This window comes from Ruegeria sp. CDSC002, assembly GCF_059610905.1.
On record NZ_JBXWOM010000016.1, the window covers coordinates 20,818 to 45,695 of the forward strand.

Genomic DNA, 24,878 nt, shown 5'->3' on the forward strand with positions numbered 1-24,878 from the left:
GTCACTTTTATGCAGTGACCCCAGTCAGGGCACACTCTATATGTTCAAATCCAAATACGGCGGCATGCACTGCATGGCAGGGTATCGCGAAGCGATGTCCCGAGAGTGGAAGTGTCGGATGCAACCAAGCTGAAGGCGCTGGAGGATGAGAACGCGAAGCTCAAACGCCAACTGGCGGATCAGATGCTGGACAACGTCGTTCTAAAGGATTTTCTGGTAAAGAGCTGACGACACCAACAGACCGACGGAATGCGGTGCTTTGGGCGGTGCGGGATCATGATATCTCACAACGTCGAGCGTGCAGGCTCGTTGGTGTCGATCCGAAGATCTGTTCGGCGCGATCGTCCACCGGAGCCAGCTATTGTCGCGCTATTGGATCGAGCGACAATGGCGGCCCTGACATCCGCAAGGAAATGAAGAGGATCGCTGCCAAACTGACGACGAAGAATATGAAAAACCCGCAACCTCCCGTTATGAATGAGGGAGTCTCGGGGAACAGGTTCCATCAGATGGAAGATTATCACCAACCCTCCACCACCAACCTGACAAAGCCAACGAAAGATTTGGGCCTAACTATTTTTGAATTCGAAGTTCCCTTGCCTTAATGTGCAAAAAACGGAGATTAGGATTTTTGGTTATGTTAAGAAGTTGTGGAATACTGGGGCTCTCTATCGCACTTGCAAGTCCCTCATTTGCAAATGATGTCGTTATTCTGAATGGCAGGGTGATAGATCCTGAAACCGGCCTAGATGCTGTCCGCAATGTCGCAATCGAAAATGGCAAAATCACAGCAATTAGCGAGTTCGCGTTGACAGGTGAAACCGTGATAGACGCTTCGGGCCATGTCGTCTCTGCGGGCTTCATCGATCTGCACGCTCATGGTCAAAACATTGGCGACTATAGGATGCAAGCGATGCAGGGCGTGACTACCGCGCTCGAATTGGAGTCCGGGGTGCTGCCGATCAAGGACTGGTATGCCACTCAAGAGGAAAAGGGGTTGCCGATCAACTTTGGCGCTTCGGCAGCCTGGACCTTTGGGCGCATTGCGACGTTTACCAACACCGATCCGCTGGCCACGCCGGGCTATTTTCAGGACGCGCAGGGGCGAGATGACTGGAAACTCGACATAGCAAGCGCTGAGCAAACCGACCGCATTCTTGCGCTCGTCGAAGAAGGGTTGCGCGAGGGCGCCTTGGGGATCGGGATCAATGCCGGATACGCCCCAGGATATGGCCAGAAGGAGTATTACGCGCTCGCAAAACTGGCGGGCGAATACGGTGCGGCGACCTTCACCCATGTGCGCTATGCCAGCAATCTTGAGCCGCAGAGCTCATTTGAGGCAGTGAAGGAGCTCATAGCAAACGCAGCGCTCACCGGCACCCACATGCACATCTGTCACATCAACAGCACGTCTCTGTCCGACATTCACGCAACTCTCGAACTGGTGGACGATGCCAAGGCGAAAGGTATCAATATTTCTGTGGGTGCCTACCCTTATGGAGCTGCAAACACAGTTGTGGGCGCGGCTATGTTCAGTGGCGAAAACTGGCGCGAAAGAATGTCGTCCACGGCAGAGAATTTTCAACTGGGTGCTGACCGCATGACCGAGGAAGAATTGGCAGATTATCAAGCCAACAAGCCCGGCACCTTCATCACATGGCATTTCCTTGATGAGGAAAACCCGACGGATCTCGCTCTGCTCGACGCGTCCATCACGCATCCCGAAATACTGATCGAATCCGATTCAGTTTTCTGGTCCTACTTTGACGAAAACGGTGGGATATCCAATTACGAAGGGGATGCATGGCCCTTGCCTGATAACGTGTTCAGCCACCCCAGATCGTCGGGCACCTTTGCAAAGATCTTGCGTGAATACGTGCGCGAACGCGGGTTGATGTCGCTGGAAGAAGCAATTCGCAAGATGTCCCTAATGCCCGCGCAGACGCTGGAGGATTTCGTCCCGCAAATGCGCAACAAGGGGCGCATCCAGATCGGGATGGATGCCGATATCGTTGTCTTTGATCCAGCAACCATTACTGACAACGCGACGTTTGAGAATGCCAACCAACCGGCAACGGGCGTGCAGACTGTTATAGTGAACGGCGGCGTTGTCGTACGCGACGGAGAATTAGTTCTCGATGCCCCTCATGGCCGCCCGATCCGCCGTCCTCTCGCGGACTAGGCATCACCAGAAGCATCCAAGAAATTGGTTTTATGGAGAAGATTATGAAGCAAAGCCCTGCTTTCGCCCTTGCATTGTCAGTTCTGGCACTGAGTGCATTTTCTGCCCAGTCGCAGGAGTTTGACATTGTCATCAGCAACGGTCGGGTGATGGACCCCGAAACCCTCTATGACGGCGTTGCGAATGTCGGCATCAAGGAGGGTCGGATTGCAAAGATCTCCAAGCAGCCGCTTTCCGGCACATCCGAGATCGACGCGACTGGTCATGTCGTGGCGCCTGGCTTCATCGATACGCATTTCCATTGGCAGGCGCCGCTCGGCTATGCGCTTGGCTTGCGCGATGGGCTGACCAGCAGCATGGACATTGAGGAAGGCTGTGCCGGCACTGTCATCGCCAAGTGGTACGAGATGCGCAAGGATGTCACCCAAGCCAACTATGGCTGTGCTTCAAGCCACGAACAGGCGCGTGCCATGGCCATTGACGGGTTCGACAATGAGGACGTCTTGGTGATGGGGCCAGCGGCCGCCTTAGAGACGCGAAAAGACTCGGGCTGGAGCCTTGGGAAGGCGGATTTCGACAGCGGAAACGAGATTTTGCGGATCATCGACAAGGGGCTGCAGGATGGTGCTCTCGGCATCGGCAGCACGGTTGGGTATATGCGGGATGGGGTCACCACCCGCGAAATGTTTGAAGTGCAAAAGGTTGGCGCGCGATACGGTCGACACACGGCCGTTCATACCCGTTTCACGCCAGACGATTCAGTCCACGAGAACCTGGGAGCGCAGGAGATCATCGCCAATGCGCTCGCTCTGGGTGCACCGGCCACAATTAACCACTACAACAATCCCGGTTGGCGTTTGGCCCATGAGATTATCCAACGACTTCAGGAACAGGGTCACAACATCTGGGGCGAGATCTATCCTTACGCCGCTGGCTCTACGGCATTGAACGCGGTATTCATTCAACCGGAAAACTGGGTCGAGCGTCTTGGTCACAAGTTCGAAGATACTTTGCAGGATCCAATCACTGGTAATTTCTACACCGAAGCGACCTACGAAGAAGGCGTTAAGAGTGAGCCAACAAAGGAAATTCTCCTTTGGAAAATGCCCGCAGAAGACACGATAAAATGGCTGACGCTAAAAGGTGCAACCATGGCAAGCGATGCCATGTTTGCAGAACCCCTCTTTGGACCGTGGAACACCCCGTTCGACGAACTCAGCAATACGCATCCGCGTGTCGCCGGAGCTCGGAGCATCTCTCTGCGTCTGGGTCGTGAGAATGACATCCCGCTTATGCAACTGCTATCCATCCTGAGTTACAATGCTGCAAAGCATCTTGGAGATACCGGGCTCAAAGCCATGCAGGAACGCGGACGCGTTCAAGAAGGTATGATCGCCGACATTGTGGTCTTTGATCCCGCAACAGTGACCGATAATGCCACGTATGAGCAGGGTACGATCCCGTCGACTGGCTTTAAAGCGGTGATCGTGAATGGAACTGTCACAGTGCAGGACGATGACTTACTGGAAGTATTTGCGGGACAGCCTATTCGCTTCGAGCCAGAATCCAAACCACGGTTTGAGCTGGTTTCAGAGGAAGCCTGGAATCTCAAGTTTTCCACCGGCATGCCAGATGTTGCGCCCGGCATTCCGCCTAAGGGTGGGAACTGAAATGTTTGGAAAAAACTGGATGCACAATCCCGTTGCTGCCTTTGCGGTTGTGATCATGAGTTCACAGGCCATGGCCGAATCGCAGGCCATCACTTTTTCAGAGCTGCGGGATCCTGCAGCTCTGATATACGAAGACCCGTTCCAGGACATGGGCCTCCAAATGCTTGAGGAGCTTCGGACCGTCGTCAGGCTTGAGGCCAGGTTTGAGCAAGGCGACATTCCGGAAGACGCGCAAGAACGCCTAATGACCAGCCTTGAAGATGCCCGAAAACGGCTTCAGGACAATGGACATGATATCGATGCTCTTTTGACGCAGCGTTGGACAGTTGCAGAAAACCGTAAGCGTGCCACCACCGCGACGAACCCCGAGCTTGAGAATTCGTACGTCAGAATGAATGGCTTTCTTATTCCGGCGGGATCAAATGACGCAGGGTTCCCGATTGCATATCTCGTTCCAGAAATTGGCATGTGCAGCCATAAACCCGCGCCTCCTCCGAACCAACTTGTCCGTGTCCAGCTTAAAGAACTGTCTCCAGTCAACACACCCTACGTTATGGTACAGGTTTCCGGGACTCTTCGGGTGCAACCCAGCGATGAGACCATCTTTATCTCAGATGGAGAAACCCGAATGCACAGTATGTGGCAACTCAATGCAAAGGATGTTGTTGCGGCCACTGGATCTGCCAACAGCGTTACTCTTAATGGATGGCAGGAACTTTTGCAGTCGAAAACACTCGCACGGACTCCACCAGGCGCAGACTGAAATCAGGAGAAGCAGCCGTTTTAATATGGGCGAGGTGTCAGACGGCAGCGTGAAACAGCGGTGCGCATAAACTAGCTCCCCGACATTAATCCGAGGAGCGTACTTGCGTGTGGCTTTCAGTAGGGGTCCTTTTTACCAGAAGCGATCTGTTCACGCCGTGGTAGGTTCCTTACCACGGCGTGAACAGAGACAAGATAACTGACGTTAAACGTCATTCTGACGCGCTAGAGTCAGCCACTCCCGGGCTGTCCGCGCCGGATTGGTCGACGGTGAAGGGTTTGATCGCGAAATTCTCCAACCACTCCTTAACAACAATAGGCTCAAATCGGCCGCGATCTTCTACCGGAAAACGGATGGGTTGGCCGGCCCATACTTTTCGGAATGCTCCATCCTTGACCACCAGTTGACCGTTGACGATGACGTAGGGAATACCTGTTGTCGGATTACCCTGTTCACCAGCTTTGTAAGTAGCATTGTCACGAACGCGCTCTGGATCGAATATGGTGATATCGGCCACCATCCCTTCCTGCATTCGACCACGCACCTTCATGTCTTGGAGACCTGTATCGCCTAGATGTTTCGCCGGCCAATACGACATTTGCGCAATAGTAAACATGAGTGGAACACCCTGTTCGCGCCCAAGCCGAAACACCGTTCCGCGGGTGCCAGCCGTTCTTGGGTGCCCCTGATACTCAGACGGATCAAGATCCCAACTGTCGAGACCTTTGCCAGAGTAGATCGAGTCAGAGGCGACAATCATGTGCGGCATCCGCAGCCAATAGGGCAGCCATATTTCGCGAGAGGGGCTGAAGACCACCACGAGGCGGCTGGGGTCAGAATCTCGCGTTGACTCATATTCCGCCTGCGTAAGGAACTTGTCGGCGATGGGATCATACATCGAGTCTTCGTACGGAACGCCGAATGTGGCGTAGACTTCGGGCTTGAAGAAGTCAGAGGAAATTGACGTCGAAGCCGCAGTGTATGGATAATACTCGGACCACACATTGTACCCTTGGGCTCTCGCGGCTTGCAGCTTTTCCTCGTTCTCCCACCACCCGTAGTCATTGTTGTGCAACAGGCTAACCGGTGCATCAAGCGCCATGGCGTTGGCCAGAATTTCATCAAAGCCCAGAGGCGCTTCAGGTGTCACAGGACTACCGTGGAAACGAACATGCGCCCCAAGGTAACGGCCGTAGTGTCCACCAATCTCTTGCGTCTTGAACATCTCGTAGGTTGTAAGGCCATTGGCCATATAGCCCACAGTGGAAGAAATATTGAGTGCGCCTTGACGAAGCTCTTCATCGATAAGAGACAAAACCTGATTCAACTGATCCAGATCGCTGCGCCCGTCCTGCCAACCGCAGAACCCGTCTGAGCAAGCCTCAGCCCGAAGCCCACCCAGTATAAGCGGCGCATCATACCAGCCATCGATCTCGACCTCTGGGTCGTGCACCCGCAATCGGGCACCCTCTTGGCTAACACCAGTGCCGTAGTTTAATGGCCACGCGCCTTCCTTGGCGCTGTACCATTCGGCGACGTTGATTGCACCGATCTCAAGGTCCATACCCGTCGTAACGCCGTCCAGCGCAGCCAACTTCAACGAAAGACCGTCAAGTGCGTGAAAGTGGAAATCGATGAATCCTGGCGACACGACATGCCCTTGCGCAAAGATCGTCTCGCTACCGGTGATCTCGTCCGCCGTGATCGTCTGGATGATACCATCCGTGATACCAACGTTAAGGACGGCGTCCAGCATCGTCTCAGGGTCCATCACGCGGCCATTGAGAATTACTAAGTCATAATCCTGCGCAAAAACCGGTTGGCCGAAAACCAATCCAGCCGATAGGGCCAACGCGGAACACGCCGTAAATTTGCCTCTTATTTTCTTGATGGGAAGTGACATCCAAAAACTCTCCTTTTTGCCTAACTTCATGGTTATTCCAGTGCAAGCGGGTCAAAGGATCCGCGTTTCGGCGTGTTCGAACTTGCAAAGCTTGGAGCATTGAAGCGGCTTTCAAAGCGCTGATGCGTGCCACAGAACACTTGAGCGATGCTGACACCATTGCGAATGGGAGCACCGCCTTTTCCCAGCGTCGCGCCAATCGTGCTAAGGTCCAGCGCAGCCGAGCGCACAAGATCATCAAAAGCAGTGGTGCCGGCCCCTGCGTTGATGTTCTCGGCCTCCGTTTCTGGGGAAGCGTCAGAAATCAGACCATTCAGATCGATTGCATCAATGGTCTGTGCGCTGGATAGCGTTGCAAACGCGGAATATATCGTCGCAGTCAGTATGTGCCGTAGCATAGTGTTTCCAGTACTTGTTCTAGTCAAAATCTTGACGGGTTCCGTGTCGCGCCAACTGCGGCACACCTCAAAAGTTCAAAACTTTGAAGCCGACTTCAAACGACCAGTCGAACGGAGCGTCCTTGCCAATTCCTATGCCGGGCTTGATAAAAACTTGGCTGTCCCCGCCAAAAAGCTGACCCGTCAACATTCCATAGGTGACCTGCAGGCTGCCAAACGTGTCGTTGCTTTCCCAGTTATGGACAATGGCGGGGTCAAAGGTCATGAACAGTTTCCGATTGGGCAGCTTGGGCACGTAGTAGAAATCCAGCGTAGTTATGTTGAGTTTTTGTCCAGCACTATTGCCGCCCTCCAGACCGAAGGTCTGCACCCAGGCCGGAGCAAAAATTGCGCCGTTATCGAGGAACATCGCATAAAATAGTGAAGTCTCGAGCACCATTTGACCATAACCGGCACCTTTGCTTGCCGTGTCGAAAAACAGCTCAGCAGAGTAGGCGGTACCTGCCTTTGGGGTCAGATGAAAGACATTGAGAAACGTCAGGCTGACGTCCCCGACAGCATTATCTTCAAACAGGTTGGAGTTTTGCCGCAGATTCGGGTTTTCCGCAAAAGGAATAGTTAACTTCAACGCCTTGGAGCCATCCCCGATCGGGTGTTGGTAGAAAAACTCCAGCAGTCCGTTGTTCAAGTTCGGATTTATTTTGTTATACGAATATTGCAGACCCATCTGTGTGGTCAACTTGGTGGGGTTGGTCCCATTCTCGGCATCTGTCGAGTCGCTAAGTTGTCGTTGAATATCATCAAGATTTGCACCTTCCTGAGCCGACGTGGGAACCGAAAACAACAGGGCGCCCGAAAATACTGTTGCTGCGACGAATGTAACCTTTTTGGGGAATGCTAAGAAACCGGTCAGTTGCCTCGCTTTTCCGGTCATTCTCTTGCTCCCAAAACTAATCAACTTCCGGACTCTGCACCGCTTCAAAAAGCGATGCGCGCACGCAGACCCAACAGCGCGATCGTGTCTTCGGTTGGATTGAACGCCGGATTATGGATAATCTGGAAGCTCGGCGTAAGCTCGATGCCCTCGGTCAGCTGCCACTTCTGAAAGACCTCAACCGTGATTTGGTCGTCCAGCCCCGACCCAAATGTGTCTTCGTTAGGGCGGCTCCAGTTAACACCAACACCAAGAATATTGCGGCTTGGATCCTGCGTGTAGCCAAATCCAGCACTCAATGCGGCCTCATAGAGGCTACCGCCCCCTTCGGACCAGCCGCCGCGCAGAAATGGGAACCAATGATCGCCCACGATCTGGCTGACACTGAACGCCACACCATGGCCCTTTGGCGTTCCGGCCTTTTTGCGTTCATCAATCTGCCAGAACGTCAGGTGCGCGTTGTTGACGAAGCGCGCTTTTTGGCCCGTAGTCCAGCCGATCTCGACTGACTTAAAGGTCTCACCCTCACCGAAAAGCGTGTCCCATCCAGCAAGCGGATCCGAAGCATCCGCATTGGCATCCGCGATGCCCGCCGACACATATACATTTTCGTTCAGAAAATAGCCGGCCGCCACACCAAGGGAACCGTCCGGCAACCCGCCAATAGTGCCAGATCCGGTCTGAAATGCGAGATTGGAGAACCCGCTCCATGGGCTCGCAAGGGCATAAACATCCACGTAGTCCGTCACGTCCAGCCAGCCGACATAAGCAACACCGCGGCCCTGGGCGAAATTCTGCTCCCAGTAAAGGTGGGTTGTGCGCCATCCCTGGTCACTGAAGACCGAACTCACCAGTCCCGCATAGCCCAGCTCCGCACCGAAGCCGGTCACGGGAACATCCCCGAACTTGTGCCGGTTCTCGAATTTGAACACGAGACTACCGCTGTTCGCTGAACCACGGCCCGCCAGCTCCCAAGAACCGAAAAGCCGGAATGCGCCACCGCCAGCCGAGTCTTCGCCAAGGCTGGCAGAAGCGGTATATCCCAGGGCGTTGTAGTCGAAGCCGAAATCTAGACCGGTCTTCTCTTTAATCGTCGCTTTTCTGTCCGACCAGGTTTTCTGAAGGTCGACATCCAGTACATCGTCCTTTTCCTGATCGTCGGAGGCAAGCAAAGATGGCGTCGAGTCCGGCCCAGCAAGGACATCGCCGGCCGACTGAGCATGGAGCGAAACCGGCAGGCCGCAAAACAAGACCGAGGCAAATAGCCCAATCTTTGCGCGGTTCGTATATGAAACCGCATAGTAAGCCGGCGCGGATTTCTGTATGCAGAGGCTATTCATAAAGTATCCTTAAAAATTTTGCCGCCCTTCATGATGAAGCCCAGCCCACTCTCTGGTTCAGCCAGAAGTGAAATGTCTTCGAGCGGATTTCCGTTGACCAAAAGGAGGTCGCCGTAAGCACCTTCCTTGATGACCCCAAGCGGTCCGTCCAAGTAGGGGTGGCGTCGCCCAGACCGTTCAAAAAGCTCCGCATTCAAAGAGGTTGCCTGACGGAGAATATCGACTGGCTCGTAATAGGCAGTACGCGCCACAAACTCCTGACTCTGGAACGGACCAAGGTCGATCGTTCCCAAAATATCGGTCCCAAAGGCCATTTTAAGACCAAGCGCCTTAGAGCGTTCGTATCCGTTGGTCGCTCCTGCCTGTGCCTCAAGGTATTTTGGAACGGAACTCCCAGTCATTCCCGCCTGTTCAGGCCCCACGCTGAAAGACAAAAACTGGGTCGAAAAAAAGATGTCGGCGTCTTTCATCATTTGCATCGTTTCTTCGGACGCAAAGAGGCCATGTTCGATTGATCGTACACCTGCTTTGATAGCGTTTTGTATCGCCATATCGGTATAGGCGTGGATCGTTGCATAGGTGCCCCAATTTTTGGCAGCCTGAACGATCGCAGAGAGCTCTTCCTGAGTGTATTCTGTGACGTCTAGAGGGTCGTGTGCACCAGTAATTGAGCCAGAGCCCATGATCTTTATCTGGGTCGCGCCATATCTAAGTATTTCCCGGGCTGCTTTCTGCACCTCGGGCACACCGTCGGCAACAATCGTCCAACCCCGCAAATATGCGGGGTCTATCTGGTTGGTGAAATGCGGCGACAGATAATTCATCCTTGGATCGAAGTCACCATGGCCAGATGTCTGAGAAATGAAGAACCCTGACGGAAGTATTCGGGGACCCGGTACAACGCCACTGTCAATTGCCTGTTTGAGCCCGAAGGACGGACCGCCCATGTCGCGCACGGTTGTGAAACCGCGCATCAACATGCGCTCTGCGCTTTGAGCGGCCATGGCCCCCGTGTATTCTTGCGGGGACGCGTAAATCAGATTTTCAATGGTATCGTTCCACATGATGTGGACATGTGCGTCGCTCATTCCGGGCGTTAGTGTTCGCCCGTCGGCATCGACCACGGTGGCATCAGCGTCCGACAATGCCTCGCCCACCTCAGCGATCATCCCATCGCGCACCAAAACGTCGAGCCCGGTCATCAACTCTTCTGATGTTCCGTCAAAGATTTTTGCACCGCGGATAAGCGTGGCTTTGGTTGAAGGGACCTGCGCGCGTCCGGCATTTGGAAACACAGATGCTGCGGCACCCCCGGCAACGAAGGCTCTGCGATTGAGTTTCAACATCAACCATCTCCTGAAAAAATTTGCATCAATTAAAAACGATAACCGGCAACCACGCATTTGGGGCCATATTTCGAGGTCCAAATCTTTCACCTCGCCATCCGATATGAAAACTTCATGTGTCGCACGTCTAAGTTACGCGAGTGCAATTCGCAGTGTCCGAGGGACTGAAAGGCCCATTGTGCCAAGTAGGTGCACCGACAAGGCGTTGCAGTGCGGACTTCGGCAATGCAACCAATATTGAACGCGGAGCTGGAACTCAGGTGAAACTCGTTTTGATGTCAATCCAGCAACAACATGACGTCTTGTCACTAAGCCGAATTTTGAGCACCAGCTGCTGAAACGACCAACCGCACAGAATAATCATCTGCGCCGTTTCGAAGCCGGCAGCGGCTCAATTACGGAGGTCAAGTAAGAGGATCATCTCCCCATCAAATCAACCTGCACGAGATTTTCACACGATTTTTTGTCGTGACAGACATCAAGGCATGCTCCATTGTTGGTAAACACAATTTTTTTCGCCATCTGCGCAACTATATTGCGCAGGTTCTTCGGCTTGTTGTTGATTTCTGTAAAGATTGGTTTTTGATCTGCTGTGATAAGTGATTTTGATACACAATCTGGTTTGTTTGCCCCTTCGGACCTCGGGAGGACATTGGGCCTGCGCGCAATTTCAACTATGCGCGAGCAAAACATCGGGCTGCCGGTTGTCGAAGGCGGTATCGTGTTTTTGGGTAATCGCCGCCCAACGATGCGCGCTTTCAAGATGGCAGGACGAAATTGCGTGATCACGCGCATGCATGTGCCACAAGCTTATACCGCCTACAATGTTCCGGATCCAAATTGGATCACCCTGCATATCCCTCTTACGTGGAGCGGGGACTATGTTTTTGATGGATACCAAGTCAGCGAGGGCGATGCCTTTCTCGCAGACTGTTTGAACGGCTACTCGACAGCGGGCGAGAACCGTGACGCCATCACTTTGGGAGCAACACGCGAAGCAATTGAATCAGCAATGCGATCCATGAATGGCGGGTGTGATAGCTCTTTCGAATTTGGCGCATCTATTATTCAGCCGAGCACTGTCCTGTTGCAAGCCGTTGCGGGGCAGATCCACGCCGCGATGGAGGTGGAGCGTTCACTAGGGGCTCGCCAAGAATTACATTTTATGCCTGAAGTTGCTGAGCGCGACTTCATAGATGTTTTGGCTATGGAATTCCGTTCGGCCGAAAGTGCGAACGCAGTAACAAGAGGACTAAGCCGTCGCGCCGTAGATGTGGTTGCCGAGGCACGCCAGCTTACACTCGCGCACTCTAGTTCCGTACCCAGTCTTTCAGAAATCTGCGCGATAACGCGTGTCGGTCAAACCCGTCTCTTTGAGTGTTTTCAAGAGGTTCACGGCTTGGCGCCGTACAAATGCCTTATGGCATTCAGGCTGAGCGCCGCACGCGAAAGATTAACCGACAAAGACAATCCGCCACACTCGGTGAAGCAAGTCGCTCTGGAAACGGGTTTCACCAAATCAGGGCGTTTTGCGGAGTGTTTTCTCAGACAGTTCGGTGAACTCCCATCTGAGGTTCTTAATCAAACCCAAAACGAGGCGTTGATGAACACATGACAAACGAGACAACAGTTATTTGCGAGGGCTTAGTTTGGCCTGAAAGCCCGCGCTGGCATGCTGGAGAGCTTTGGATAACGGAGGCCTTTGCGGAAAAGTCTGGAGTTAGGTCTGTCTCTCTAGATGGAACGCAAACACTACATATCCCGGTCTCTGGTGGACCCGCTGGAATGGATTTTCTGTCCGATGGTACGGCGGTGTTAGCTGCTGCGTTCGATCGAAAAATCCTCAAGCGCGGCCCTGATGACGAAGCGTTCTCAACCTTCCTTGATCTTGACGGCATTGCAGCTTACCCCAATGAATTGATTGTTGGGCCAGGCGACCGAATTTTCATCGCAGACAGCGGCTTTCAGGTCGGTGTCGATCCTTACCAGTCAGGGCGACTTATTGTTGTGGAAACAGACGGAACCGCAAGTGTTCTCTGCGACGAGCTGCCCTTTCCAAACGGCCTTGCTATCACGCCCGACGGGCGAACGCTGACCATGGCAGAGTCATTCGCAGGCCGCCTGTCGCAATTGAAATTTGGCTCTGATAACAGTCTCTTGGAACACTATGTACACGTCGCCTTTGATAACCTCGGCGTGATTGAAGACTTCGAAGCAACCTTCACACGCAAGTCCGCTCCAGACGGAATATGTCTAGACGAAGCTGGTAACATATGGGTTGCTAACCCGCTTGAGGCCAAAGTCCGATGTATCTCTCCTACGGGTAAGCAGGTTGATGAGGTTGTGATCTCTCAAGGTGGAATTGCATGTATGCTCGGTGGCCAAAATGGCACAACCCTCTTTGTTTGCACCGGTGATCCACTTGCGATGGCGCAACAAAACGGCCGAATAGAGATAGCAGAAGTCGATGTTCGCGGCGCGGGTTATCCACGATCCGTCATCCCCCAATAGCATGTTAAGTCATTGGTCTGGACCAGACTGCATGAGCCAACGAGAAATTTTCCCTTAATACGTAGATCGCTCACTTCTCAATTCGGCGTGGCCAAAATGAAAGAGGCTCATCGCCTCTGGCACTGCGAAGGAGGGATAGATCAATATCACTCAGTGTCTGATTCAGGCGAGTGTGCTGGCTTCAAAGCCTCTGTGCTTGCGGCCTTATCCTTTAAAACTCTCTCATTCTCAACATGGGTTAGAGCCCGAGCAAATTGTGTAAACAACAAAACGAAAACCCCCACTCCGACAAAGATGTAAACGACGGTAAAAATCTTCCCCAGATCAGTCTGCGGCGACAGATCGCCCAGACCTACCGTGGATACTGTGGTGGCGCTGAAATAGAGTGAGTCCGTCCAACTCCAGCCTTCTACGCTACGATAAAACACGGTGCCTGAAAAAAGAATCAATGATGCGAGCACAAATCCAGCTCGAAAATCGGGAATGCTCCAAGAGCGTCCAATTGCCTTAAGTAGGCGAAGTAAATTCAGGCCAAGCGACATCATGAACAAGGGTGCTCCCACCAAACCAAGTGTCCTACAAAACCAATTGATGCACGAGATTTCAGGTGTAGGCAATGACGGTATATTTTGGGAATGTCAGGGGCGGTCCGAACCTGTGGTACTTTCGACAGAACAGGAGACCGCGGAGCGCCGGGTCAAAGCCAAACTTTGGAAGGATCGAGCCGAAACACCGCAAAGCATTGAAAGATGGGCAGTGGACCTAGTGCACAACCAACTTGCCGGACGCCCAAATATACGTGTGCTGCCTAAAGTGAGGCAACCATTTCGGGCAGGTTTGCAGCGTTTCTATGGTGCATCCTGTTTATGCATCTGCCGATTTTTGTATCTCCGCTTGTGCGACGAACACAGACAACGCGCGCATCCAGCCGAAACATAACGTCGTTTTTGGGCTGGTGCAGCCCTATCCATGGACACCTGAACGGCGGCTTTTCCCAGGCCAGCGCCGTCCCGCAAAATAAACTTCCGCACGGCAAGCCGAATGGCCTGTGTGGATAGCTCCTGCATAGCAAGACATTTTTGACGTAATTTTGCACTGGTCAGAAGCAGACGTGTGTCCGGCCTGTTTGCGCGGCACTCGTAGCCTCTGGCCCTAATGATTTCCGCGGCCAAGTCCCAAACGGCTTATCGAACAACAATGTGTCCCGGACATTCGACGGGGTGTCTTGGTTGGCGGGCTGACTGTGCGCCATCATTTCAAAGGTCTTTCTGTCTCGGGTGTTACTTTTCTTAGGCTGCGTGAGGTCGATAATATTCGTTCTTGGTCAGCACCGCCCAGACAATGCGTGCGGTCTTGTTCGCCATCGCGACGGTCGCCAGTCGAGCGGGCTTGCGCTCGAGAAGACCGATCGCCCATGGATCGACGCGGTCAGGATTCACTTTCATTTGTCGCAATCGCGCGGTCATGCCGGTCACCAAAAGGCGCCGGATGTACCGGTCGCCCATCTTTGTAATGCGCCCTAATCTTTCCTTTCCGCCGCTCGAAAAGTTCAAGGGCGTCAGACCAAACCATGCCGCAAATTGTCGACCATTCTTGAACTGTTTAGCATCGCCGACTGTCGCAACAATGGCTGAAGCAGTGACAGGCCCAACGCCTGGGATCGTCCGCAGAAGCATAACCCATTTGTCCAGTTTTGAGTGAAGCCGCATGCGCATCACGTACCGACGGAACCGGAGGTGCATCGCAACCAGTTGGTGGCTGAGTTGTCTGAGAACATCGATTGCGATCTGCGGTAGGGCCGGGTTCTCTCCTTCGAGAACACCTTAGGCGTATTTGACCGCGGCTCCGGTTCCTTGTGGTATGATGACACCAAACTCGGCGAGCAGGCTGCGAGGGACTGTTGCGTTAATCTTCCGAGGTCGGATTGATGCGGTCGAATGCCTTCGGATCAAGCGGTCTCAAACAGCCGCGCGATGAACTGGATCTCCGCGATGACGCCTGGTTGCTTGTAATAGATGTGGCCGCGTTTGATGGTTCGTATTGTTTCTCTGCCGCTCAGGGTCGCCTTTGCTGATCGCAAGGATTGAAAGCTTTGGCGGTATTCGAGCAACCGTTTCAGTGCCGCATGATCGCTCTCAATCAGATTGTTTCGCCACTTTCGGTCAATGTGCCGAATGCTGTCGAAGCGCGGATCATAACGACGATTAATTTCGTGAATCACACGCCGATAGGCGGGGGCTTTATCAGTCACGATGGTCACGGGCCTGTGCAAGCGGACGCGTTCAATGGCCCTGTTCAGAAAGGCCTTGGCGGCTTTTGCATCTCGCCGGGCTGTGAGCCAGAAGTCAACCATCTGGCCGTTGGCGTCGACAGCGCGCCAAAGGTAGCGCCACTTGCCACCGACGCGGATGTAGGTTTTATCTACGTGCCAGTCGACGCTAGCACGGCGCAGGTGTTTCTCAGTTCGTTTGGCCAGGTCAGGGCCGAACTTCTGAACCCACCGAAAGACTGTCGACCTGTCAACGTCTACGCCCCGTTCGGCCAGCAGATCGACAACGTCTTGGTAGGACAGTGGAAACCGAAGATACCAACGAACAGCGCACAGAATAATCTTACGCGGGAAGCGGAGGTGTTTGAATGGCGATTTACGGGACATTAGCAACCCCAACACACTGAAAGTCACCAAAGTTGCCGATTAATGCAACAGTCCCGTTTACAATGGCCGCTCTAGTGACCTCGGCTGCAGTGCAAAGATGGCCGTGCTGCAAGTGCGAGCAAATGCTGCGTCAGTAATATCCGCGAAAGCAAACGGCAACTCCGTCCGCGTTGCGGTCGCACACGTCAACGGCAGCGAAGGGTCGTTTTCCAAAAATCCTGTACGGAAGATTCCATCCCGCCCTGTTTTGCGCCGAGCCTGAATTTAGCCCTGTTGCATCAATAAATACCTTCTGCTCGGCAATTACAGACTGTGTCCATCATACTCATGGACGTGGGTAGCCTGTTCGCGGGTATGGGCAATCTCTTGCACCACGGCGGCAATCTTGCTGGATGAAACCTGGTGCAGCTCACCGACAACGGTCTCGGCGCGCTCGTAGCTGTCCGGAACGCCTTGGCTGTTGAAGTGGGCAGCAGCGGTGGAAATGTCCGCGCCTTTCCAAGTCGCCGTTGTGCCGACTGAAACGCTGTCATGATCGTTGTAGCGAGCCAGGAACTTGTTTCCATCGAGTCCGAAGCTGTTGGCGGTTGCAACAATGTCGTCACGCACTGCCAGCCATTTTTCGGCGTCGGACGGGTCCAGGTTGTCCAACTCGGCCGCATTCATGGATGTGGTGTAACTGTCATCAGTAACAGCGTACGCCTGCAGGTCAGTGTCGTATGGGCGCAATTCTGCAACATCGCCCTTTAGCTCGCCGATCTGCACGTCCATGGCGGCACGTAAGTGCGGATCTTCGACCTCTCGTGCAAGAGCTTCCATATTCTCGATAGAGTTCACAATATCCTTGGTCTGCTGTTCGTAGTTCTCAAAACCGGCCTGCCCCAGAGCGGATTGCATATACTGAACATAGCGATCACCGGGAGACTGGTATTCGTCGGAATCCTGAAAACCTTTGTCGCCGGACAGATCCGCAAGGGACGAATAGTAGGGGTGAAACAGGTCGTATTCCTGAGCATCGTTCATGTGCTGAGAAACCAAAGCCTGCATATCGCTCAGATCAACGGGCTCCCCTGACCGCTCCGCAGGCTCTAACTCGATTTTCAGTTCTTCGACCAGATCTTGTTGCGCCGTATGTTCATCTACACGACGGCTCGCCTGGTCCTCGATGTCGAAGCTGTTTGAAGCGATGGCGGCACGATCATAGCCCATCGCCCGCTGTTCTTTCTTGATAATGTTGATCTGCTCTGAAACGCGATCCTCGCGCGGGGCGGATTGATCAAATTGGGAATAGGGTGCGAAGTGTTCGACTTCGTTCAAAAGATAGTCTGTACGCGAAACCATAGTTGTTCCTTGGCGAGCTGATGGAAAACTCTGTGAGGGTTCTGCCTGGGGCGTTGGCGCGCTCATCAGGCAGACCGGGTGAAGTGTTATAAACTGTGTCCGTCATCGTCACCGCGCCCTTGCAACAGCGGGTGTGTTGCGTGGGCGTGAACCTCTGAGAGTTCTTCTGAGATTGCGATGATCTTGGAAGAAGCAAGCTGGTGCAGCTCGTCAACAACGGCCTCCGCGCGGTCGTGGCTGTCCGACAATCCTTGAGCCTGGAAGTGGGCTGCGGCGGTCGAAATATCGTCGCTGCGCCATCCCATTGTTGTGCCCAAAGTGACGTTCTGATGGTCGCCAAAACGGGCAACGAACGCCTCACCATCGAGGCCGTAGCTGCTGGCCGTGTCGCTGACTTCGTTGCGGATCGCCGCCCACTTGTCGGCCTCTGGGTAATCCAAGACATCCATTTCGGCGGTGCCCGTTCCCATCATCGTTGAATAGCTACGGTCCTCGATGATGAAGGCTTGAAGGTCCGGATCGTTGGTGCGCAGATCCGCCACGTCGCCCTTCAGCTCGCCAATCTGAATATCCATAGCGACACGCAAATGAGGGTCGTCAACCTCACGGGCCAGCCCTTCCATCTTGTCGATGGATTGCAACAAATCTTTGGTCTGAGTCTGGAAGTCCTCATAGGCCCCCTCACCCAAGGTGTCCTGCATATAGACCTCGTAGCGGCGTGCTGCCGGGGCATAATCAGCGGACGCCTGGAACGCCTTGTCATCGACAATATCAGCAAGGGCAGACAGATACGGATGGCTCTGTTCGTTGTCCCGAACGTCGCTGATATGGGCAACAACCTTAGCCTTCAGCTCGGGTGCTATTGTTAACTCAGAACCGCCTAATTCGATGTGTCGCCGCAAGTTGCTCATGACTTCGGGCGACACGTAAGACGGGTCTCCTGGCTCGCCGTAATCATCAAAATGATGGGCCTGATCCAGCAGATGTTCCATTCTCGATACCATAGGTTCCTCTCCTTCAACGAGCATGATGGCGTACTCTTCGATCCGGTCTTTGACGGCGTTGGCGCGCTCATCAAACAGATCCGACATTCTTGCGATGGATAGAGTCATCACATCGGCGGCCATGTCGCGGGCCATAACTTCGACTTCCGGAGTGCTTTCAACAACCGACATTCCGGCCTGAACTTTCCAAGTGTCGGTCTCAACTTCCTGCCGCACACCGCGTTCAACGCGGGTCGTCGCGGTCAGCTCAATTCCGTATTCCTCAGCGACCTCGACCTGGATAGAGCGCTGAACGTCGATGTTCATTTCGCTGCTCATTCCCATAGCCAACCACTGCCCACGTTCGACGCCTCGGTTGTTCACAACGATGTGGACATGGGGGTTGTCAGTGTCGTTGTGGAACACCGTCAGGTAGTCCCAGGTATCGCCAAAATCACCGCTTCCAAACAGACGATCTGCAAACTCAAGACCCGCCTCATGAGCCGCATCCGGATAAGTCCCTTCCGGGAAGGATACGATCATATGGCGGGTATATCCGTAGTTGGTTTTCCCGTTGAAATCCTCTGCCCAAGTCTCGATCAAATCACTGACCTGATCGGCATCGAGCGGGGTAACGCCATTGTCTCGGATGTCCAACACACCCTCTGCCCTGACGGTCAGATAGTTGATCTGGCGGCGCAGCTCATGCGCGTTGTTCACCCCGCCTTTGCGGACGTGTTTCACAACCGCCTCGGGCTTTCCGAGCACGGCACCAAGCCGCGCCTTGATGGACGACGCCCGCGAAACCATGAACTTCATACGCTTGGCTGTCTGCAGTTGCTGATTGATCCGCTTGGAACGATCGACACCCTTCTGAGCCTCACGGAAGGCAAGTTCCAGGAAGTCTCCGGCTGTCAGACCGTGGGCTGCGGCGTTCATTTTTCTGGTGTCCAATCGTCGTCGCGCAAGATCCGGCGAATGGCGGATTCTGGCTCTCGGTTTCGGCGGGCCGCTGTGATCATCGCCTTCAAATCTTGCCGGTGCTGGATGATCGCGCGATGGAGATCTTCGACATCGCGGCGGTCGTCATCCGTCCAGATCACCGTGCCGCGCTTAGCCGATTTCGCAAGCTGATTGAGGTTGGTGTATCCACCCTGAACCTGCCGCAAGTGCTTCTGCCAGAGATCCACAACAGCAGGGTCGGGATCGAGATAACCGATCAACCGATAGATCAGACGCTGGATGATCTGATTGCGGCTCTTGGCTCCCAGCACACTTACAGCTGCCTCCAAACGCTCCAGCGCATCCACTGGCAAGCGTACGGAAAAGACAGTGGTATCGGCGGGCTTGCTCAATGCATACCTCTGGTTGTATTTTCAGTTTGTAACACAACTACCTTATCCTGTCATACTCTCCAAGAGGAAACCGGGGGTGATTTTAGAAATCCGCATTTTCTAAAATTGCCCTCGGAACAGTTTTGCTCTTGGAGGCAATCTCCACGCCGGGAAAAGGGTCCCGCCCCTTTTCCAGCCAGCAGGCGTGGGTGCCGGTGGACTGGCGCAGGGCAATCACGCAAAGCGTGGGCTGCCCCGAACAGCGCCCGTCACATACCGGCACGTTCAAGGTCAGTATGGCATTATTCGCGCGCCTCAGCGCGCTCTGTTTCCCGCCGCATGCGCGGCGGGTGTGGCAGGGTTGAGAGCTGCCGCACCGCGGAAGGTCACCGCCCCTGCCCGGTCCTTGGACCGCGCGCCACACGTGGCGCATCTGTGGTCCGGGTTTTGGCCGGAGCAGAAGAAAGGGCGGCTTGTGCCGCCCTGCCCTTATGTCATTCGGTGACGGGATCGTCATCGGTGCGCTTCGGGAAGGCCACCATCTCGACGCCGGGGAACATGCTGTGCTTGACCTGGATCGAGGTGATGTTGCCAGTCTCATCGGTGTTGACGAAGAGAACCCCGCAACGATCCCAGAAGTTTTTGCCTTCTTTTTCACCGGTCTTGACGTTCAGTTTCAGAGTTTGAGTTGCCATTGTTTGATCCTCGCTATGACGTGTTTCGGTGAACATGGGAAAAGCGGGCATCAAGGGGACGTCAGCAGGGAATTTGGTCCGCGCGGAATGCGCCGCAGGCGCAGGGGAAATCCCCTGTTGAAGCGCGATGCCCGGACCGGGCACCGCGCGTCTTCCCCGACTGCCCGCTTATGTTCATCCCTTCAGAAACACGGCAGCCTAGGATTTTCTGAGGCAACGAGTTTGAAACTGTCAGGCCAAGTGAAAAGGCAAAAATTTCTGGGATCGTTGCACGCGGGTCATTTGAACGTAGCGATGTAGTTTATGGCAGCAACATTGCTTCGGTCCGACGCAGGCGCGGCGCACAGTTTCGAGTGCGGAGTGCGGGGTGTCCTTTCTCAACCGGTATGACACTCGTCCTAAAGAATGGAGGGCCGCTAGCGGTGCAAGTCGCCCTGTTGAATTGGCGGAGGCCAAAGACCGGACGGTCCGGCCCTAGTCCGCGCTTGCGCGGATCAGGTGATCAGCCGGACTCAATTTGGCGGGGTGGAATCTGACCAAATAACTTCCGCCACCACTCAGACTTGAGCTTCGCTGCCAGAAGCAGAATTGCCTGGTCCAGGCTCATCGGGCGAACTGGAGCACGAAGCTTTCAAGGAAAGGGTACCTGTTCATCCGAAAGTCTTGAACGCACTTGAGCAATATCAATGGCCGGCTAACTGGACGCACTGGTTGTCACCCATCCACACTCAAATTCATTCCGGATTGCGAATGCCCGCTCCCATCAAAACCGGCATCGTCCGCGCATCAGAATTGATTTCGAATACTTGTTCGACCCGAATGGAGCCTAGTCGTGCCGCCTCCAGCGCGGCCTTCATTTGATTCAGCGTCAATCCAAAGCCGTCATCATCTGACGCTTGCCAATCCCACTGCACAAAATGCCCACCCTTGTTGAGCAAACCCGCCAGTACTGCCACGGCGCCACTGTAATCTGGAAGAAAGGCGCAAACGGAAGACGCGCAGATCAAATCGAATTCTGAAAACTCATTCCCTAATTCCGGAACATCTCCAGCCAGCATATCTCCGTGAACGGCCCTGACATTGTGCAGCTGTTTGTTCTGAAGGACGTCAATCATATTCTCCGAAGTATCAACCGCGAAAACTTCCGCCACATGCGGTGCAATTTTCTCCGCCAGCAATCCGGTACCACATCCAAAGTCGAGCACGCGTTTTGATCGCCAATCCTTCCCACGAAGATTCAAGTGGTCGTCGAGCGAGGCAAAAGCGTGGTTTGCGTAGCGTCTAACGTCGCTGTTGTCGTCCCAGCCATCCGCATAGTCGTTCCAGTCATCGGTCATGTTGCTTACGCTTCCTTGTGGGATTTCATCGGCTCCAACACATCTACGCTGAGGCAGACGCATCGATACGAACGCGCGACATTGGCTAGGTTGGCGACAACAGTCAACATGGGTTTGGAACGGCATATGGAAGGAATAGAGGCGACTTCGGCAAGCCTCTGCCGACAATCTTTCCCGCAAGAAAGAGGCCCACCGAAGCGGGCCACAAGTTTAACCGAAGGAAAGTCTCGAGGTATTGAAACCAGGCTAACGCTTGCGCGCGCGATCGACAACACCGTCGGCTGATATCGTAGCGATCCTATCCTCGGTGCGGCGGGTCATTTCCACCCCGTCACCCGTCATATGCGCCTCGGCAAACTCGGTGAACTTGAAGATACTGCCATCGGCTTCAACATGGGTTTCATCTTCCGCCGAGCGGCGTATGACCGACCCGTCATGTCGGATTTCGATGATCGTGTTGTCGGCCATGCGGACCGTCACAGAATGCTCATCCACGGCGACACCCTGCCACCACATTTCCGCATCGCGGCGCACAACAATACGGTTCGGATGCAGCTTGATCTGCACGTCCTGTGCCGCCTCTGGATCAGCCGCTTTCACAACAACGATGGCCTCTTGCGCGCTGGGGTCACCATGGATCGACGCGCTCCCGTTTTTCGGCGGCCAGAGCTTTGGCTGTTCGCGCGGTTTGCCCTTCTGATCCGTATGAAACCCGACAAACATCTGCGCGGATTTCCAGACACGGCGAGCGGCTTTTTCGAGCTTGTTCGAAGTGGTGTCCATGGGTCTATCCAAATCCGTTTTGATCAAGTGATCGCTTTTGAGAATGAGCCGGGTGACCGACCTCTGTTAGCTATGCGCGACGGGGTGTTCACGCAATGCCACTTTGAGTTTTCCTCATTGAGGATGACACAGCCAGAGATTGATAGGCAGGGCGCTGTGCGCCCTGCCCCATTGGGTTCAGAAGCAATCCGGCACCCAAGCGTCGATGTTCGCTTTCTGTGCCTCTGACACACCCAATGCCACCTGATGTTCTGCATCGTTGAACAGCTTGTGCATCGCCTCGTTCTTCGCGCCTTTCTTGGATTTCGCAAAGGCTTTGAACATATCCGTGTCGCCATGCAGGTCCAGCAGGTCCTTGTAGAGATCATCCAGTTGCCAGCCTTTCAGCCGTTTGAAGCAGTTCTCAGCAGAGGGGGTCCAGATCGCGCGCATGCCGGCACCAATCTCAGCCTCGATCTCGCCCATGAACTCCGGGCGTTGGGTCAGGAACCGCCGGGCCAGAAAAGCTGTGATCTCTCCATTGCGGGTCTTCTTGCCCAGATCGCGAAACGCTTTGAACGCCTCTACGTTGCCTTGTGCGGCCATTTCGTGGAACTGATCATAGGCTGCCTCTGCTGCCGCATCCCGCTCCCCGCCAAGACGCGGGTCGAGGATGAACTGGTCGTCGATTTCCGGCGTATTCCGTTCAGCGCCGCCAAAGCCAAACAAGGTGCTGGTCAGACCGGAGGCCGGGGTGGTGAAGAACGCAAACAGGCTCAGCACATAGTCAGGCTTGTCCAGCAAAGCCGTTTGAACCGCCGCCAGCCGGATCGCCACCATGTCGTCGATGAACTTCTGCGAATAGGCAGGTTTTGGTTTCTCTTTGGCCTCGGACTCTTTGACCGGGGCCAGAATACCGGCCTCAATGGCGGCCTGGAGATGTTCCGCCGCGACATAGGCCGAGGATGTTTTGATCTCGCCAGTGTTGCCGACATAGACAAACACACCGGACAGCATGCGCTGATCGTCGGAGTAAAACGGCGCGGCATAGTCTTCGAGCGCTGCAAGCTCCTTTTCGCCATCTTCATCCAGAGCCTCAGCCTCATAGAGTTCGGCCAGTTCGTCATACCGCTCGGCCTGTTCTTCGGTGAAGTCCCGGCTCACCATCTCCAGACGGTGCATGCCTTCACTTCCCGAGAACCGATAGGGAATGTAGCTTTCGTCATGGGTGTCCACCCAGTCCCAGCCTTCCGCTTCGCGCAGCTTTTCTGCTTCTGTCGCCAGTTTCTCAGCAAAGAGACGGTCCAGTAGCTCACCTTCATTGAACAGGGTCTCATCGGCAAAGAGATCGGTGGTGACCGTGCCGCCGGCTTCAACATAAGCCTCCTGCCCGACAAACACAGCCTTGCGGTTGGTGCTGCTGACAGCCTCAGAGGTCAGGGCCTGTTTGACATCATGCTCACTAAACCACCGACACTCTTTGGCCTGTTCCAGCACCTCCAGAATTTTCTCTTCCTCGGTGCTGACTGTCATGGCCTTGGCCAGCCCCATGCTGATCTCATCGGCTTTGAGCGCGTCCAATACGGCGGCAGGCAGACCGGCCAATGCGAGGCGGCGGCGCACATGGGCTTCGGTCACGCCGAACGCGTTGCTGATCTTGGCAACAGACAGGGATTTCTCCGCCATCTTGCCATAGGCGCGGACCTCGTCCACCGGGTCCAGTTCTTCGCGGGCAGTATTCTCTGCATTGGCCCATTGCTCGGCCACAAACGGATTGTCTGTGATCTTCACGGGAACCTGTGCCAGATCGGCCCGCTCGGTCACAGCGATGGTCAAAGCCCGCAGGCGGCGACCACCAGCGACGATGGCAACTTTGCCATCTGCGTCGCGCAGACCGCTGAGGTTCTGGATCAGGCCGCACATGACAAGACTGTCGGCCAACAAGGCAATGCCTTCTTCGGCAACCTCCTGTCGCGGGTTGATGTCCGACAGGTACAGATCAGACAGAGCGACGGTTTCGATGGTTTCCGGTGCGGTGAATGTTTCGAGTTTGCTCATGGGGCAAATCCTTGTTTGAGTGTTTTGCTTTGTGTTAAGGGTGCCCTACCCCTCGTGGGGGTAGAGCGAGGCCGCTTAAACGGCTGCGTTTTGGATCAGGAAGCGGCGTCCGATGTCGAAGTCATCGCCCTTCCTGATTAGCGCCCACGCTTCTGCGATACGCTGCTGCAAGATTTCATTGCTCATGGTGTTCACCTCCTTTCTGGTTTGGGATTGGGATCAGTATTCGCTGGGGCACATGATGGTCAGGACGCGACGCGTCACTGCGGGGTCAAACGGGCGGTCGGAGCCGTATGTGTAATCCGCGTCGTAAAGATCGATTTTCCAGAACAGCTTTTGGCCGCTGACGATCACCGTCCCGAATGTGTGATCACCATAAGGGTCATTGCCTTCATCGAACTGGTCATCCGACGCCACCGCCTTCAAAGCTGCGGTCTGGAACTCCATCCCTTCGCCTGACACGCCGGGTGTGACGAGAACTTGACCCTGAATGCCGTTGGAGTGCATCTCAATCGCTGTAGTCGGATCGATCAGGGCTTTCCGAAACAGGTCATTCTGGACCGCAATCTCTGCCGCCTGAAGGCTGGTGTCATTTTCGATGTCATTTGTCGTCTCAAGGTTCAAAACCGTCTCTCCTCTCATGGTGTGACCTCCGGGGCTGATCC

20 protein-coding genes and 2 pseudogenes are annotated in these 24,878 nt (G+C 54.4%); 6 read left to right on the forward strand and 16 right to left on the reverse strand.

The window, feature by feature from the left end; translation table 11 throughout:
- Positions 1 to 22: 22 nt before the first annotated feature.
- The 4 genes and pseudogenes from AC2FJE_RS21660 to AC2FJE_RS21675 form a co-directional block, all read left to right on the forward strand.
- Positions 23 to 360 (forward strand): annotated as a pseudogene (locus tag AC2FJE_RS21660) (hypothetical protein); the annotation flags it as partial.
- A 277-nt stretch (positions 361 to 637) separates the two neighbouring features.
- Positions 638 to 2,182, forward strand: a complete 1,545-nt coding sequence (locus tag AC2FJE_RS21665) for an amidohydrolase family protein (RefSeq protein ID WP_282121147.1) — start codon at positions 638 to 640, stop codon at positions 2,180 to 2,182.
- A gap of 44 nt (positions 2,183 to 2,226) precedes the next feature.
- Positions 2,227 to 3,852: an amidohydrolase family protein gene (locus tag AC2FJE_RS21670; protein WP_282121148.1), complete on the forward strand. Its 1,626-nt coding sequence runs from the start codon at positions 2,227 to 2,229 to the stop codon at positions 3,850 to 3,852.
- Position 3,853: 1 nt separating this feature from the next.
- Complete coding sequence (locus AC2FJE_RS21675) at positions 3,854 to 4,615, forward strand: DUF3299 domain-containing protein (RefSeq protein ID WP_282121149.1); 762 nt, start codon at positions 3,854 to 3,856, stop codon at positions 4,613 to 4,615.
- A gap of 211 nt (positions 4,616 to 4,826) precedes the next feature.
- Here AC2FJE_RS21675 and AC2FJE_RS21680 read toward each other — a convergent pair whose 3' ends face one another.
- The 5 genes from AC2FJE_RS21680 to AC2FJE_RS21700 all read right to left on the reverse strand — a co-directional run bounded on the left by AC2FJE_RS21680 (position 4,827) and on the right by AC2FJE_RS21700 (position 10,536).
- Positions 4,827 to 6,518 carry an amidohydrolase family protein gene (locus AC2FJE_RS21680; protein WP_282121150.1) on the reverse strand — a complete coding sequence of 564 codons (1,692 nt, stop codon included), beginning with the start codon at positions 6,516 to 6,518 and terminating at the stop codon, positions 4,827 to 4,829.
- A gap of 32 nt (positions 6,519 to 6,550) precedes the next feature.
- Positions 6,551 to 6,916, reverse strand: coding sequence for a hypothetical protein (locus AC2FJE_RS21685; RefSeq protein WP_282121151.1), 366 nt, complete (start codon positions 6,914 to 6,916; stop codon positions 6,551 to 6,553).
- Between the two features lie 67 nt (positions 6,917 to 6,983).
- On the reverse strand, positions 6,984 to 7,850 hold the full coding sequence (locus AC2FJE_RS21690) for a hypothetical protein (protein WP_282121152.1): 867 nt from the start codon (positions 7,848 to 7,850) through the stop codon (positions 6,984 to 6,986).
- Positions 7,851 to 7,894: 44 nt separating this feature from the next.
- The gene (locus AC2FJE_RS21695; RefSeq protein WP_299642398.1) at positions 7,895 to 9,100 is read right to left on the reverse strand and encodes a carbohydrate porin; all 1,206 of its coding nucleotides are present in this window, start codon (positions 9,098 to 9,100) and stop codon (positions 7,895 to 7,897) included.
- A gap of 86 nt (positions 9,101 to 9,186) precedes the next feature.
- Positions 9,187 to 10,536: a metal-dependent hydrolase family protein gene (locus AC2FJE_RS21700; RefSeq protein WP_282121154.1), complete on the reverse strand. Its 1,350-nt coding sequence runs from the start codon at positions 10,534 to 10,536 to the stop codon at positions 9,187 to 9,189.
- 652 nt (positions 10,537 to 11,188) lie between these two features.
- Between AC2FJE_RS21700 and AC2FJE_RS21705 the strand changes: the two genes are divergently transcribed.
- Together AC2FJE_RS21705 and AC2FJE_RS21710 are read left to right on the forward strand one after the other, a co-directional pair.
- Complete coding sequence (locus AC2FJE_RS21705) at positions 11,189 to 12,151, forward strand: AraC family transcriptional regulator (protein ID WP_299642402.1); 963 nt, start codon at positions 11,189 to 11,191, stop codon at positions 12,149 to 12,151.
- The gene (locus tag AC2FJE_RS21710) at positions 12,148 to 13,047 is read left to right on the forward strand and encodes an SMP-30/gluconolactonase/LRE family protein (protein ID WP_282121156.1); all 900 of its coding nucleotides are present in this window, start codon (positions 12,148 to 12,150) and stop codon (positions 13,045 to 13,047) included. The genes AC2FJE_RS21705 and AC2FJE_RS21710 overlap by 4 nt, the downstream gene beginning before the upstream one ends.
- Before the next feature lie 146 nt (positions 13,048 to 13,193).
- Here the strand turns inward: AC2FJE_RS21710 and AC2FJE_RS21715 are convergent, their stop codons facing one another.
- The 11 genes and pseudogenes from AC2FJE_RS21715 to AC2FJE_RS21765 form a co-directional block, all read right to left on the reverse strand.
- The gene (locus tag AC2FJE_RS21715) at positions 13,194 to 13,592 is read right to left on the reverse strand and encodes a potassium channel family protein (protein ID WP_282121157.1); all 399 of its coding nucleotides are present in this window, start codon (positions 13,590 to 13,592) and stop codon (positions 13,194 to 13,196) included.
- A gap of 744 nt (positions 13,593 to 14,336) precedes the next feature.
- A pseudogene (locus tag AC2FJE_RS21720) lies at positions 14,337 to 14,942 on the reverse strand (IS110 family RNA-guided transposase); the annotation flags it as partial.
- Between the two features lie 53 nt (positions 14,943 to 14,995).
- Positions 14,996 to 15,703, reverse strand: a complete 708-nt coding sequence (locus tag AC2FJE_RS21725; protein WP_282121158.1) for an IS6 family transposase — start codon at positions 15,701 to 15,703, stop codon at positions 14,996 to 14,998.
- A 303-nt stretch (positions 15,704 to 16,006) separates the two neighbouring features.
- Complete coding sequence (locus AC2FJE_RS21730; RefSeq protein WP_282121159.1) at positions 16,007 to 17,044, reverse strand: hypothetical protein; 1,038 nt, start codon at positions 17,042 to 17,044, stop codon at positions 16,007 to 16,009.
- 86 nt (positions 17,045 to 17,130) lie between these two features.
- On the reverse strand, positions 17,131 to 18,966 hold the full coding sequence (locus tag AC2FJE_RS21735; RefSeq protein WP_282121160.1) for a relaxase/mobilization nuclease domain-containing protein: 1,836 nt from the start codon (positions 18,964 to 18,966) through the stop codon (positions 17,131 to 17,133).
- The gene (locus AC2FJE_RS21740; RefSeq protein WP_282121161.1) at positions 18,963 to 19,382 is read right to left on the reverse strand and encodes a hypothetical protein; all 420 of its coding nucleotides are present in this window, start codon (positions 19,380 to 19,382) and stop codon (positions 18,963 to 18,965) included. The genes AC2FJE_RS21735 and AC2FJE_RS21740 overlap by 4 nt, the downstream gene beginning before the upstream one ends.
- Positions 19,383 to 19,855: 473 nt before the next feature.
- The gene (locus tag AC2FJE_RS21745; RefSeq protein ID WP_142638766.1) at positions 19,856 to 20,056 is read right to left on the reverse strand and encodes a hypothetical protein; all 201 of its coding nucleotides are present in this window, start codon (positions 20,054 to 20,056) and stop codon (positions 19,856 to 19,858) included.
- A gap of 734 nt (positions 20,057 to 20,790) precedes the next feature.
- Positions 20,791 to 21,393: a class I SAM-dependent DNA methyltransferase gene (locus tag AC2FJE_RS21750; RefSeq protein ID WP_142638764.1), complete on the reverse strand. Its 603-nt coding sequence runs from the start codon at positions 21,391 to 21,393 to the stop codon at positions 20,791 to 20,793.
- Positions 21,394 to 21,639: 246 nt separating this feature from the next.
- On the reverse strand, positions 21,640 to 22,176 hold the full coding sequence (locus tag AC2FJE_RS21755) for a hypothetical protein (RefSeq protein ID WP_282121162.1): 537 nt from the start codon (positions 22,174 to 22,176) through the stop codon (positions 21,640 to 21,642).
- A gap of 177 nt (positions 22,177 to 22,353) precedes the next feature.
- A complete protein-coding gene (locus AC2FJE_RS21760) occupies positions 22,354 to 24,213 on the reverse strand; it encodes a ParB/RepB/Spo0J family partition protein (protein WP_282121163.1) in 1,860 nt (619 codons plus the stop codon).
- A 219-nt stretch (positions 24,214 to 24,432) separates the two neighbouring features.
- Entirely contained in the window at positions 24,433 to 24,855 is a 423-nt protein-coding gene (locus tag AC2FJE_RS21765) for a DUF3768 domain-containing protein (RefSeq protein ID WP_282121164.1), read from the reverse strand.
- Positions 24,856 to 24,878 lie beyond the last annotated feature (23 nt).